The organism is Jatrophihabitans lederbergiae (genome assembly GCF_031845305.1).
Taxonomy (GTDB): domain Bacteria; phylum Actinomycetota; class Actinomycetes; order Mycobacteriales; family Jatrophihabitantaceae; genus Jatrophihabitans_A; species Jatrophihabitans_A lederbergiae.
In genome coordinates, this window is the sequence record NZ_JAVREH010000006.1 from 224369 (window position 1) to 236567 (window position 12199).

Consider the following 12199-nt stretch of genomic DNA (forward strand, 5'->3'; position numbering starts at 1 on the left):
GCAGGCCGCCGATCACTCCCCCGAGCTCGCACCGACGGAACTCTGCGGTTGCCGGTCATCCGCTCCAGGCGCCGGTGCGGCTGGCCTCATCCGCCGCAACACGTACACGCCAGCGCCCAGAGCCACCGCCACAGGCCACTCCACGACCTCCAACGCGCCCAGCGCCGCGATACCGCCGTAAAAGGCCAGCTTGCCCGCCCGCGACGCGGGGGTGCCCGCAGTGCGCGTCCCCGAACCACTTCCCGTGGCAGACGCAGCAGGCACGACGTCACGGGTGACAGCGACGGTGAACACAGGCAGCCGGACGGTCGTAGTGCGCGCCTCGGCACCGTCGCGCGGCTCGTCGACCGGGGCTTCTTCGTCCACGACGGGTCTCACCCGGCCGTCCTGAGGCTTCGCGCTGGTAGCGCGGGCCCGGCTCCGACGCGGGGCGGTTTCCTTGCGCGGCTCTGCCATCATCTACACCGACTAACGCTCGTCGGTCATCCGGTCGCCACCAACTGTTTAGGCGCCGGACAACTGTTCTTCATGCGGGAGCGTACGGAAGCCGCGTGGGAATATGCTGTGTATCAAGGGCAAAGCAGAACGCGGGCCGTAAAAATCTCAGTGCGCCCCCACCTGAGTGGATACGTTCCAGAGCGAAGGTGCCGGTGGTTATGGTTGCCGGCGTCTGGCCATCGGTGGGGTCAGCGACCCTTGAGCGGCGCGGGACCCGGCGAGGCCGCCGCCGGGTCCGCGCAGGATGTAGGCAGCGGCTACGGCAAGAACCGCACCGAGCAACGGCGCGGCCAGATACACCCAGACATCGTGGAGATGACGGCTGACCAGCGCCGGACCCAACGACCTCGCCGGGTTCATCGACGCCCCGCTCACCGGGCTCGCCCACAACCCCGCCAGGGCGATGTAGGCCCCGACCCCCACCGCGGACAGGGCTCCGATGTTCTGCGCGGTGGACGCGGTTCCCAGCACCACGCTCACCAGCCCCAAGCTGAGAACGGTCTCGATGACGAAGGCCTGCCCGGTGCTGAACGAAGGTCCGGGGACGGTGACGCCCAACTGGGCGACGTCGCCGAACGTGGCCCGCAGGAGCGCCGCAGCGAGCACCGCCCCGACAAGCTGCGCCAGGACATAGCCCGGGACGCGCCGCCACCCGAAATCACCGCGCAGAGCGAAGGAGACGCTGACAACGGGATTCAAGTGCGCGCCGGACACCGCACCCATGAACAGAATCACCGACAGCACAGTCAACGCCGGTGCTGTTACCTCAGCTACGCGCCCGATCTGACCTGCGGACCGGCCCTGCACCACCGCGGCACCAGCACCGGCGGTGACGAGCAAGAACGTTCCGAACAGTTCGCTGAACAAGCGGCGCCACTCATAGTTCAGGTTTGTGAAGTCCCGCGCCCACCGCGGCTCCGTTTCCCACAGTGCCCCGGCGCGCGGACCATGTCGCTGATCGACGACCTCGCGCTCCCCCCGCTCGGACTCGCCGCGGGAGTGCCCGTCGTGGGCGGTGTCCGAGCCGGGTGGGGTCATGAGAGTAATGATGCCCGGAGCCGACCGATAGTTCAGAAGACAGCCATCAGCATCGGCGACATCGTCCTGGACCGGCCACTGACGGTCACAGTGATCGTCTCACCGGCCTCAGCCTGACGAACCAGCTCGCTGGCTTGGTGCCTCAACTCGCGAAGTTTTGTTGTAGCCGCAAGCCCACGCCAGCACATCTGCTACCTAAGCGGTCTCGGCATAGCGAACCTGCCCGTGGCGGAGGGCCGCGCGTATCGGTGTAGTGGCATTCACCAGACAGAGGTCACCGCGGTGGGTCGAAAGGTCGTGTTGCAGGGCGGTGAGGAATAAGACGCCGGTACGGTCGATGGCGGTCAACTGGTGCAGGTCCATGGTGATCCGGCGGCGCCCCGCGGTGAGCAGCACATCGACCGTGCCACGAAGGAGTTCCACCGTCTGCAGATCCAGCTCGCCGCGTACCTGAACGGTGGCGCTGGCGACATCGGCACTGGCGGTGAAGGTGCAGTCCAGTCGAAGCAGGGAGTCGCTGGCCATGGTGTCACTCCTCCTGTTCGTAGTGCTCATGCAATGCACCACGTCGCCGCCTCTCTGCTCAGGCGCATGCCGTGTCCAACCCGGTCGTCCAGGTGCATGGCTCCGCCGCGCACGTCAGGAGTGCCGTCCACGAGTAGCGGTTCCACGCGGGCGTGGTCGGCGAACCACTCCACGTGGCGCAGATTGGGAATCGAGGCGGCGACCGGAGCGTGCAGCGCAGGTGCGCAATGTGCGGACACTTGCAAGTTGTGCGCTTGGGCCAGAGCGGCTCCACGGAGCCAGCCGGTGTAGCCGCCGCAACGGGTGACGTCGAGCTGCAAGCAGTCCACGACCGGAAGCAGCGCCCGGACGTCGTACACGTCGGCGGCATACTCCCCCGCCGCGACGTCGCAGAGCAGCGCACTCTTCAGCGTGGCCAGTCCCGCGGTGTCGTCACTGCTGACCGGTTCTTCGAACCAGCTGACGCCGAGCCGGTCGAGTTCCGCGCCGACCCGGCGAGCTTGCCCAACGCTGTAGCCGCCGTTGGCGTCGACCATCAGGTCAACCGAATCGCCGGCGAACTCCCGCAGGCGGCGCACGCGGTCCAGGTCCCGATCGATCCGAGTGCCCCAGGATTCACCGATCTTGATCTTCATCGCGGTGCACCCGGCAGAGAGCCACCAGGCGACCTGCTCGGCGAGTTGAGCGTCGGTGAGGGTGGTGAAGCCGCCCGAGCCATAGATCGGCACGTCACGGCGACACCGCCCCATCAGGGCGCCCAGCGGGATGTGCAGCAGCCGAGCTTTGAGGTCCCACCAGGCGATGTCCATCGCGCTCAGCGCCTGGGCGACCAGCCCGCGGGTGCCGAGGTTGCGGCAGGCGCGGTGCATCGCCGACCGGCCGGCGGGAATGTCGTAGGCGTCGCGGTCGCGCACCGCGTCGGCCAGCACATCCTGGATCACCGCGGCCGCTGCCGGGCTGCTGTAGGTCCAGCCCAGCCCGGTCTGTCCCCCGGCGGACAGCGTGACGGTGACGGCCGTTGTGGCGTCCCAGCGCAGCGTGCCGTCGGCTTCGGGCTGCTTCGTGGGAAACCGGTAGACCGCGGTGGCCACCCCCGTGATGGATGCGGCTCCGGTCATGACATCGCCGCTGTCTGCTGTTCGGGAAGGCCGCGGCGCCCGAGCCGGATGAGCCGGTCGGCGGCGCGGGCGGCGAGCGCCATGATCGTCAGCGCGGGGTTGGCTGAGCCTTGGGTGGGCAGCGTCGAGCCGTCCACGACGTACAGGTTGGGAACGTCGAACACCCGGTGTGCGGCATCGACCACGCCGTCTTGGGCTCGGCCGGCCATCCGGGCGCCGCCGACGAGATGGGCGTAGCGGTCGATGGTCATGACTTCGGTGGCGCCGGCCGCCTTCAGGATGGTCTCCATCGACGCGGTCGCAGCCTTGGTGAGCTGCCGGTCGTTGTCGCATTGGCTGTAGGAGAAGTGCGCGACGGGCAGACCATGGCGGTCTTTCTCGTCGGCGAGGGTGACCCGGTTCGCGGCCTGGGGCAGGTACTCGCACAGCGCGCCCAGGGTGGCCCAGTGGACATAGTCACGCATGTATTCCCTTAGTGGTGCCCCCCAATGGCCTTGGGCGGTGACGTGTTCGGCCCAGGTGATGGGCAGCGGGCTGACGGTCTGGATCGACCAGCCGCGCTTGTACGGCTGGCTGGGATCGGTCTCATAGAACTGCTCGGAGGACACCTCGGGCGGGGGCGCCTTGTACATGCGGATCTCGTCATCGAAGCGGCCGGCGGTTTGCGGGGCGCCTTGGACCATCAGGTAGCGCCCGACCTGGTCGTGGTCGTTGCCGAGTCCGTGCGGGTAGCGGTCGGTCGCCGAGAGCAGCAGGAGTCGTGGTGTCTCGATGGAGTAACCGCAAATGGCGACCGCGCGGGCCCGCTGGTGGTGCTCCCGGCCGGCGTGCACGTAGTTGACGCCGGTCACCATGCCGGTGCGGTCATCGACGACGACGCGAGTGACCATGCTGTCGGCGCGGATCTCGGCGCCGTGCGCCAGGGCGTCCGGGATGTGGGTGATCAGGGGGCTGGCCTTGGCGTTGACCTTGCAGCCCTGCAGGCAGAAGCCGCGGTAGATGCAGTGCGGCCGGTTGCCGAAGCGCCCGTTGGGAATGGCCACCGGTCCTACCCGCGCTTCGATGCCGGCGGCTTTCGCGCCGCGCAGGAAGATGTCGCCGTTGCCGGACACCGGGTGTGCGTGGTGGGGGTAGGTGTGCGGATCGCCCCACGGCCAATCCTGCCCGGCGACCGGCAGTTCTTGCTCGATCGCTTCGTAGAACGGTTTGAGGTCGGCGTAGTGGATCGGCCAGTCCGCGCCGACCCCATCGGTACTGAGCATCCGGAAGTCCGACGGGTGGAAGCGGGGTGTGTAGCCGGCGTAGTGAACCATCGATCCGCCAACCCCCCGACCGGAGTTGTTGGACCCGAGCGGCACTGGGTCAGTGCCGCCGATCTGACGTGGTTCGGTCCAGTACAGGGTGTGCGCCCCGCGCTCGTCGGAGACCCAATCGGTGTCGGGGTTCCAGAACGGCCCGGCGTCCAGGCAGACGACCCGCCACCCGGCGCGGGCCAGGCGTTGGGTGAGAACGCCGCCGCCGGCGCCCGCGCCGACGACGACCAGGTCGACCTCGTCGTCGTCGGCGTAGCGGCGCATGTCCGCCCGCAGCTGATGGTTGGTTCGGGTGCCGTCGTTGGGGATGAGCCAGGCCGAGTCGTTGCGGGCCCGGATGTCGCGGTAATTGCTCCTCATCAGCGTTCGTCCTCGAGGTGCAGCCGGGCGTGCTCGGCGCGGGCGCGTTCCACCCGCTGGGCGAAGGACACCGGGTCGGCGTCGTGATGGTCGGCCACCTCCCACCGCTCGCGGGCGTTGACGCCGGGGTTGAGGTAGCCACGGGGGTAGGCGGGGCCGGGAAAGCCGATCTCGTTCCAGGCCCACGGGTGGGAGTAGAACGCGGTGCAGGCGTAGCGGGTCCACAAGCTCCAGACATGGGTCCCCGACCAGTCACGCCAGGAACCGCCGCCGCTCGCCGCATCCTGAACGGCCTGCAGCAGGGTCGCCTGCTCACCGGCGGCAAGTTGTGAGAACCCGCGACCCGAATGGCGGTCCACAGCGTCCTGGTCGAGGCCGGCAAGGGTGTCGCGCCAGGCCTGCCCGTCCTGGGCCATCTCGTCGTAGTGCCAGCCGTCGGTTTCCCCGATTGCCAGGCGGGCGTCGATCAGCGCCAGCACCGGAACGCGGGGGTCCTTGTCCTGGTGCAGGAGGAGATCCAGCAGGGGTTCGGCGATGCCGACCTCATGCGGTGTGAAGAACGCCAGTTCGCCCGGCAGCGCCAGCCGGGCGAGCACGACACCGGCGGTGACGTCGTCCCACGCATCGACCGAGTCGAGGACGTCGAAGCCTGGGTACCGCCCTCGGCCTTGGGGAGTGACCGCTCGCTGGCCAGGGCTGCGATAAGGCATCAGGCACCCGCCCGATCGCCCTGCGGGGGACGGCCCTCACGGCGCAGCACCGCCGCGAGCAGGCCCATGCCACCGACCAGGGAGGCGAGCAGCGGCGCGAACGCCGGGGGGCCGGCTTCGATGTTGTAGCGGGTGATGCCGCCCGGGCGTTGGGAGATCCCCCGCCAGTGCAGGTAGGTGCCTTGCAGGCCGTTGGCGACGATCGCGGCCGAGGCGAGCGGAAGCACGGTGTGGGCGGCGCGACGGGAGAACACCGACGCGATCCCGGCTGGGATGGCGGCGGGGACGACGACGATGGGCCACCACATCATCTTGTTGCCGAAGCTCGCGCCGTCGTGGGAGAGGTAGATCTCGCCGGCGGTGACGGCGGCACCGGCCGCGGTAAGCGCGGACATGGTGCGTTCGAAGCGGCCGGTGCGCACGTCGCGGACCGCCTCAGCCACGAGAGCGGCGCCCTCGGCCGTCGGGTTGTGTCGTAGCCGCATGTCAGTCGCCTTCCTTGTGGCCCGGCAGGTACTGCTGGACCTTCTGCTTGACGCCCTGCCTGACGAAGCCCCACGCATCCTCATCGCCGTGCAGGACCGCACCGGCGGTGGCTTTGGCTTGGGCGAAGGTGGCATGCGGGGGGATGGGCGGAACGTCGGGGTCACAGCGGATGTCGAGCACGGTCGGGCGGTTGGCGGCGAAGGCGGCGTCCCAGGCCGGGCCGATCGCGTCCGGGGTGTCGATGTTCACCCCGGACAGGCCGAGGGTACGGGCGAACGCGGCGAAGTCGACGTCGGGCAGGGTCTGGGATTCGGCGAACTTGGGGGCGCCCTCCATCGCCCGCATCTCCCAGGTGACCTGGTTGAGGTCGTTGTTGTGCAGGATCGCCACGATCAGCCGCGGGTCGGCCCACTGCTGCCAGTAGTGAGCGACGGTGATCAGCTCGGCCATGCCGTTCATCTGCATCGCTCCGTCCCCCACCACGGCGATCGCCGGCCGATCGGGGTGGGCCCATTTCGCGCCGATGACGTAGGGCACGCCGGGTCCCATGGTGGCCAACGTCCCGGACAGGGAGCCCCGGATCTCGCCGTGGAACTTCAGGTGCCGGGCGTACCAGTTCGCGGAACTGCCGGAGTCCGAGGCCACGATGGCGTTGGCCGGAAGCCGCTTTGACAGTTCGTGGAAGATTCGCATCGGATTGACCGGGTCGGCGTCGGTCATCGCCCGCCGCTCGACCGTCTGCCACCAGTCCGCGACCTCCGACTCGACCTCCTCCCGCCAGGACCGGTCGGTCTTGCGTTCCAGCAGCGGGATCAACGCTTGCAGCGTGGCTTTGGCGTCGCCAACCAGGTTGAGTTCGTAGGGGTAGCGCATGCCGATCCATTTGCCGGAGCGGTCGATCTGGATCGCGCGGGCCTGATCCAGCTTGGGCATGAACTCGGTGTAGGGGAAGTTGGAGCCCACCGTGAGCAGCGTGTCGCAGCCCATCATCAGCTTGTAGGAGGCGATCGTGCCGAGTAGGCCGATCGAGCCGGTCACCCACGGCAGCTCATCGGACAGAACGTCCTTGCCGAGCAGAGCTTTCGCCGCTCCCGCGCCGAGCAGGTCCGCGATCTGTGTCAGCTCGTCCGCGCAGCCGCGGGCGCCTTGTCCGACCAGTAAGGCGACCTTTTCCCCAGCGTTGAGGATGTCCGCGGCCTGTCGCACGGCGGATTGCGCCGCCGTGACGGTCGAGGCCGACATGCCCAAGCTCGAGGGCACCTGCTTCATCGCGTGACCGGGCGGCACGTACTCCAAGTCGAACACGTCGGAGGGGATGATGATGCAGGTCGGCGCGGATTCGCTGACCGCCACCCGGATCGCGCGGTCTATCAGGTTGGGCAGCTGCTCCGGGACGGTGCACATCTGCACGTAGTCGCTGCACACGTCCTTGAACAGCGTCAGCAGATCCACTTCCTGTTGGTAGGAGCCGCCCATCGCCGAGCGTCCGGTCTGGCCGACGATCGCCACGACCGGTACATGGTCCAGCTTGGCGTCATACAGGCCGTTAAGCAGATGGATCGCTCCCGGCCCACTGGTCGCCGCGCAGACGGCGACGTTCCCGGAGAACTTGGCGTAGCCGACCGCTTCGAACGCGGCCATCTCCTCATGGCGAGCCTGTACGAACTGCGGGTCGTTGTCCGCCCTTCCCCACGCGGCGAGCAGCCCATTGATGCCGTCGCCTGGGAAGGCGAAGACCTGCTTGATGTTCCATTCGCGCAGCCGGGCCAGCAGCACGTCAGCGACGGTCTGAGCCATTGTGGTGTTCTCCTCACGAGTCATGAGCGTTGTCGCCGGGCGGAAACACTCGACGTCCTGTGCGCGCTAGCGTCTGTCCGGGCGAGCGGAGTCCGCGCCTGGTTGGCGTACTGCTTCGCCACTCCTACTGGTTTACTCGCAACGGTTGCGAATCGCAATAGTTGGGTAGAGACTTGGTGGATGCCGGACGAACGTCAAACACCGCGGCGTCGTGGCGCCCATGATGAGGAGGCTGGCGCCGTACTGGCAGCATGTCGCGTACTGGTCGCCGTCAGCGCGCAGTCGGTCGCCGCGGTGGAAGATGTGGCAGACCTGATCGAGTTTCGTGCCCTGGTGATCGTGGCCAGCGGTGGGTCGGTGTCGCTCAGCACGCTTGCCGAGGCGGCCAATATCCACCTGAGCCGGGCCAGCCGACTGTGTGATCGGTTGGTGGTCAAAGGTTTGATCAACCGAGCCGACGACCCGGCCAACCGACGCCAGTTGACCCTGACACTCACGTCTGACGGTGAGCGGGTGGTGGGCCGGGTGATGCAACGTCGACGCGAGGTGATCCTCCCGATCCTGGCGCGGATGAATGAGCAGCTTAGCCCGCAGCGCCGCGCGGAACTCGTCTCGCTGCTGCGCGAATTTGCCGCCGCCGGCGGTGAACCCTCCGATCCTGACCTGTGGGGCATGGGGTGGAGGCCCTGAGCACGTACCCGCGTGCTTGGCCTGAACTGATGAGGAGATGATCTGAATGCCACGCATCATTGTGGTGACCGGTTCCAGCGGAGGTATCGGCCGAGCGAGCGCTGTCGCTTTCGGCGCCCGCGGCGACACTGTCGTCCTCGTGGCCCGCGGCGAAAAAGGACTTGCCGGCGCCGCCGCCCAAGTCGAGCGCGCCGGGGGCACCGCGCATGTGATCGCGGCCGACGTCGCTGATTCCGACGAGGTGTTCGCGGTCGCTGAGAGAGTCGAGACCGAGATCGGCCCCATCGATGTGTGGGTCAACGTCGCGTTCACCTCGGTATTCGCGCCCTTCGATCAGATCAAACCCGAGGAATACCGCCGGGTGACCGAGGTAAGCTACCTCGGCTACATCTACGGCACCATGGCCGCTCTGAAGTACATGAAGCCACGGGACCGGGGCACGATCGTGCAGGTTGGTTCCGCCCTGGCCTACCGCGGCATCCCCCTGCAGTCGGCTTACTGTGGCGCCAAGCACGCCATCCAGGGTTTTAACGAAGCGCTGCGCTGCGAACTGCTGCACGACAAGAGCAACATCCACGTCACCATGGTTCAGATGCCGGCGGTCAACACCCCGCAATTCTCCTGGGTGCTGTCCCGGTTGCCGCACCACGCCCAACCGGTGCCGCCGATCTATCAGCCCGAGTTCGCAGCCCGCGGCGTCCTGTTCGCCGCCGACCATCCGAAACGACGCGAGTACTGGGTCGGGACCAGCACCATGGGCACCCTGGCCGCCAACGCGGTCGTGCCAGGGCTGCTGGACCGCTACCTCGCCAAGACGGGGTTCAAGTCCCAGCAGACCCAGCAGCGTCACGACCCAGACGCACCGGTGAACCTATGGGACCCTGCCGACGGTGAGGACGGTCATGACTTCGGCGCGCACGGCATCTTCGACACAAAGTCCCACGAGCATGACACACAGCTCTGGGCATCCCACCACCACGGCCTGCTCGGTCTGATCGCAGCCGGGGTGGGCGCTGCCGTGGCATTCGTGTGGCGGCGACCGTGAGCGCCCAGCGGCGCGGCGCAGCGGTTCTGACCGGGGCGCACCTGATGCAAGCCGCTGTGCTGCTGGCGCAACCGCCGGGGGTCCTGCGCGCGGTCGCGGGCAATCAGACTGTCCCACCGTCGTGGATCGTGCGCGTGCTCGGTCTGCGAACCCTCGCCCAAGCCATCGCCGAAGGCGTGCGACCGACCCGTGACGTGCTGCGCGTCGGCGTCGCCGTCGACCTCGCGCACGCCGCGAGCATGCTTACCGCCGCCCGTGTGTGGCCGCGCTACCGCCGCGCGGCGTTGACCAGCGCGGGCACCGCGGGAATTTCCGCCCTCACCGGCATTTTCCTCGCCGAGGCGGGGCAGTGACCGCCGGGATCAGCGCGGAGGACCAGATCCCGCCGCAGGTACTGCGGGAATATGCGCTGCTGGCAGACGGGGAGCGCGGCGCGGTGGTCGGCCCCCGCGGCGACATCGTGTGGCTGTGCGCCCCCCACTGGGACAGCGACGCCGTCTTCACCTCGCTGATCGGCGGTCCAGGCGAGTACACCGTGACCCCGACCGGGCGCTACGTGTGGGGCGGTTACTACGAAGACGGTTCAATGATCTGGCGCAACCGCTGGGTGACCGACTACGGCACGGTCGAATGCCGCGAAGCACTGGCGTTCCCCGGCGACCCCCACCACGTCGTCCTGCTCCGCCGCATCCGCGCCCTCGAACGCGCCACCACAGTTACCGTCTCCCTCCAACCCCGCGCCGGCTACGGTGAACATGAGCTGAGCGACCTACACCGCCACGGCAGCCTGTGGACCGGTCGCAGCGGTGGCCTGAACCTGCGCTGGAGCGGCGGTCAGGACGCCCGCCCCCGGCACGGCCGGCGTGCCCTGCACGGGGTGCTATACCTGGACGCGGGCCAGCACCATGACCTGGTCCTAGAACTGAGCGACCAGCCCCTGCCTGAGCACCCGGTCGACGCTGACGCCGCCTGGCGCGCCACCGAAGCCGCGTGGCACGCTGCCGTCCCCACCTTGGACAACGTATTGGCCCCGCGGAACACGCGCCGCTCCTACGCCGTCCTTCGCGGGCTCACGTCCACCGGCGGCGGCATGGTCGCCGCCGCCACGACCAGCCTGCCGGAGCGCGCCGAAGCGGGCCGCAACTACGACTACCGCTACGTCTGGATCCGCGACCAGTGCTACACCGGCCAGGCTGTCGCCGCCGCGGGACCCCACCCGCTGCTTGATGACGCCGTCAGCTTCGTCGGCGACCGGCTCCTCGAGCATGGCGACCGGCTCGCCCCCGCCTACACCACCACCGGTGAGGCGGTCCCTGACCAGCGGCACCTGGATCTACCCGGTTACCCCGGCGGCTATGACATCGTCGGCAACTGGGTCAACCAGCAATTCCAACTGGACGCCTTCGGCGAGGCGCTGCTGCTATTCGCTGCCGCTGCGCGTCACGACCGTCTGAACACGCAGAGCTGGCGCGCCGCCGAAGCCGCCGCCGCCGCCATCACGCGGCGGTGGACCGAACCCGACGCCGGCATCTGGGAGATTGACAACCGCCCTTGGACCCATAGCCGCTTGACCGCCGCAGCAGGGCTGCGGGCCATCGCCGCCGCGCACCCGGCTGCGGCCCAAGGCTCCGATTGGCTCGCGCTCGCTGATCACATTGTCGCCGACACCGCGGCTCACTCCCTACACCCGGACGGATACTGGCAACGTTCCCCCGAAGACCCCGCCCTGGACGCCGCTCTGTTGCTTCCCGGACTGCGAGGTGCCGTACCCGCTGATGACCCCCGCACGATCGCAACGCTGAACGCCTACCTGCGCGAGCTGACCCGAGACGGCTACGCCTACCGCTTCCGCCAGGATGACCGACCCCTGCCTGATGCCGAGGGATCGTTCCTGCTGTGCGGCTTCCTTGTCGCGCTCAGCCTCGACCAGCAGGACCAACCGCTGGAAGCGCGCGCCTGGTACGAACGCACCCGCGCCGCCTGCGGACCGCCGCAACTGTTCAGCGAGGAATACGACGCCCAGCAACACCAGATGCGCGGCAACCTACCGCAGGCCTTCGTCCACGCACTGATGATCGAAGCATCCGCACGACTCGCATACTAAGCCCATGGATTCACCGTGGCGATTGACTGATTGGCGTGCCGTGACGCCGAGACGCCTTTGTGCGGCAAGAGAATCAGGCCTGTCGAGGAGCTGATCCCGGCCGTCACGAAGGGCATTGCAGCTGTAACTATCTCATCCTCTCGGTCCGGCGCGCTCGGCGCGGTTGGATGACCGCGGTCTCGTGTCGTTTTTAGCTGCGTTGGCTCCGTCGCTGGCGTTGGCCGGTCGGACGGGACTTGGCGAGCTGACCGAACGGCATCTGACAGTCCCGGGTGGCACGGGTGTCGTGGCCGGGTCGAAGGTCAGCGCAACCGGTTGTTCACCGGCACCCGGGCCCCGTCGGCGCTGGGCATGTTTCTGCGGTCGTTCCGGTTCGGGCATGTGCGGCTGGCCGGACCCCGAGAATTGATCCACGGTTTGTGGGAGTCGGTTATTGGTGGGTGCAGGCGGCAGCATAAACCGCTGGAGCCTGGTAGCCGAGGGAACTGTGCCGTCGGCGGTGGTTGTAGTCCTCC

At 68.2% G+C, this 12199-nt stretch carries 13 protein-coding genes; 4 read left to right on the forward strand and 9 right to left on the reverse strand.

The features are described 5' to 3' along the window. Nucleotides 1-12 precede the first annotated feature (12 nt). The 9 genes from RM423_RS07495 to RM423_RS07530 all read right to left on the reverse strand — a co-directional run bounded on the left by RM423_RS07495 (nt 13) and on the right by RM423_RS07530 (nt 7845). Complete coding sequence (locus tag RM423_RS07495; RefSeq protein ID WP_311422389.1) at nt 13-378, reverse strand: hypothetical protein; 366 nt, start codon at nt 376-378, stop codon at nt 13-15. A 276-nt stretch (nt 379-654) separates the two neighbouring features. Further along, the gene (locus RM423_RS07500; protein WP_311422390.1) at nt 655-1536 is read right to left on the reverse strand and encodes an MIP/aquaporin family protein; all 882 of its coding nucleotides are present in this window, start codon (nt 1534-1536) and stop codon (nt 655-657) included. A gap of 32 nt (nt 1537-1568) precedes the next feature. Further along, on the reverse strand, nt 1569-1724 hold the full coding sequence (locus tag RM423_RS25465; protein ID WP_396327627.1) for a type II toxin-antitoxin system Phd/YefM family antitoxin: 156 nt from the start codon (nt 1722-1724) through the stop codon (nt 1569-1571). A gap of 7 nt (nt 1725-1731) precedes the next feature. Further along, nucleotides 1732-2061 (reverse strand): STAS domain-containing protein, encoded by a 330-nt coding sequence (locus RM423_RS07505; protein WP_311422391.1) that lies wholly within the window; start codon nt 2059-2061, stop codon nt 1732-1734. A 26-nt stretch (nt 2062-2087) separates the two neighbouring features. Beyond that, a complete protein-coding gene (locus RM423_RS07510) occupies nt 2088-3179 on the reverse strand; it encodes an enolase C-terminal domain-like protein (RefSeq protein ID WP_311422392.1) in 1092 nt (363 codons plus the stop codon). Next, nucleotides 3176-4852 carry a GMC family oxidoreductase gene (locus RM423_RS07515; protein ID WP_311422393.1) on the reverse strand — a complete coding sequence of 559 codons (1677 nt, stop codon included), beginning with the start codon at nt 4850-4852 and terminating at the stop codon, nt 3176-3178. Before RM423_RS07515 ends, RM423_RS07510 begins: the two co-directional genes overlap by 4 nt. Next, nucleotides 4852-5562 carry a gluconate 2-dehydrogenase subunit 3 family protein gene (locus RM423_RS07520; RefSeq protein WP_311422394.1) on the reverse strand — a complete coding sequence of 237 codons (711 nt, stop codon included), beginning with the start codon at nt 5560-5562 and terminating at the stop codon, nt 4852-4854. Before RM423_RS07520 ends, RM423_RS07515 begins: the two co-directional genes overlap by 1 nt. Beyond that, complete coding sequence (locus RM423_RS07525; RefSeq protein WP_311422395.1) at nt 5562-6047, reverse strand: hypothetical protein; 486 nt, start codon at nt 6045-6047, stop codon at nt 5562-5564. The genes RM423_RS07520 and RM423_RS07525 overlap by 1 nt, the downstream gene beginning before the upstream one ends. A gap of 1 nt (nt 6048) precedes the next feature. Next, on the reverse strand, nt 6049-7845 hold the full coding sequence (locus RM423_RS07530; protein WP_311422396.1) for a thiamine pyrophosphate-requiring protein: 1797 nt from the start codon (nt 7843-7845) through the stop codon (nt 6049-6051). Nucleotides 7846-7947: 102 nt separating this feature from the next. On the opposite strand from RM423_RS07530, the gene RM423_RS07535 reads away from it, so the two are divergent. The 4 genes from RM423_RS07535 to RM423_RS07550 are packed head-to-tail and all read left to right on the forward strand — an operon-like array spanning nt 7948 to nt 11684. Beyond that, nucleotides 7948-8535: a MarR family winged helix-turn-helix transcriptional regulator gene (locus RM423_RS07535; protein WP_311422397.1), complete on the forward strand. Its 588-nt coding sequence runs from the start codon at nt 7948-7950 to the stop codon at nt 8533-8535. A gap of 46 nt (nt 8536-8581) precedes the next feature. Beyond that, the gene (locus RM423_RS07540) at nt 8582-9580 is read left to right on the forward strand and encodes an SDR family oxidoreductase (RefSeq protein ID WP_311422398.1); all 999 of its coding nucleotides are present in this window, start codon (nt 8582-8584) and stop codon (nt 9578-9580) included. Then, on the forward strand, nt 9577-9933 hold the full coding sequence (locus RM423_RS07545) for a hypothetical protein (protein WP_311422399.1): 357 nt from the start codon (nt 9577-9579) through the stop codon (nt 9931-9933). The genes RM423_RS07540 and RM423_RS07545 overlap by 4 nt, the downstream gene beginning before the upstream one ends. Further along, a complete protein-coding gene (locus tag RM423_RS07550) occupies nt 9930-11684 on the forward strand; it encodes a glycoside hydrolase family 15 protein (RefSeq protein ID WP_311422400.1) in 1755 nt (584 codons plus the stop codon). The genes RM423_RS07545 and RM423_RS07550 overlap by 4 nt, the downstream gene beginning before the upstream one ends. The last annotated feature ends 515 nt before the right edge of the window (nt 11685-12199 follow it).

What these genes read in the sequence shown, in the direction of transcription:
- RM423_RS07500 (WP_311422390.1), bottom strand. Translation starts at nt 1,536, where the DNA reads ATGACCCCACCCGGCTCGGACACCGCCCACGACGGGCACTCCCGCGGC.
- RM423_RS25465 (WP_396327627.1), bottom strand. Translation starts at nt 1,724, where the DNA reads ATGTGCTGGCGTGGGCTTGCGGCTACAACAAAACTTCGCGAGTTGAGG.
- RM423_RS07505 (WP_311422391.1), bottom strand. Translation starts at nt 2,061, where the DNA reads ATGGCCAGCGACTCCCTGCTTCGACTGGACTGCACCTTCACCGCCAGT.
- RM423_RS07510 (WP_311422392.1), bottom strand. Translation starts at nt 3,179, where the DNA reads ATGACCGGAGCCGCATCCATCACGGGGGTGGCCACCGCGGTCTACCGG.
- RM423_RS07515 (WP_311422393.1), bottom strand. Translation starts at nt 4,852, where the DNA reads ATGAGGAGCAATTACCGCGACATCCGGGCCCGCAACGACTCGGCCTGG.
- RM423_RS07520 (WP_311422394.1), bottom strand. Translation starts at nt 5,562, where the DNA reads ATGCCTTATCGCAGCCCTGGCCAGCGAGCGGTCACTCCCCAAGGCCGA.
- RM423_RS07525 (WP_311422395.1), bottom strand. Translation starts at nt 6,047, where the DNA reads ATGCGGCTACGACACAACCCGACGGCCGAGGGCGCCGCTCTCGTGGCT.
- RM423_RS07530 (WP_311422396.1), bottom strand. Translation starts at nt 7,845, where the DNA reads ATGGCTCAGACCGTCGCTGACGTGCTGCTGGCCCGGCTGCGCGAATGG.
- RM423_RS07540 (WP_311422398.1), top strand. Translation starts at nt 8,582, where the DNA reads ATGCCACGCATCATTGTGGTGACCGGTTCCAGCGGAGGTATCGGCCGA.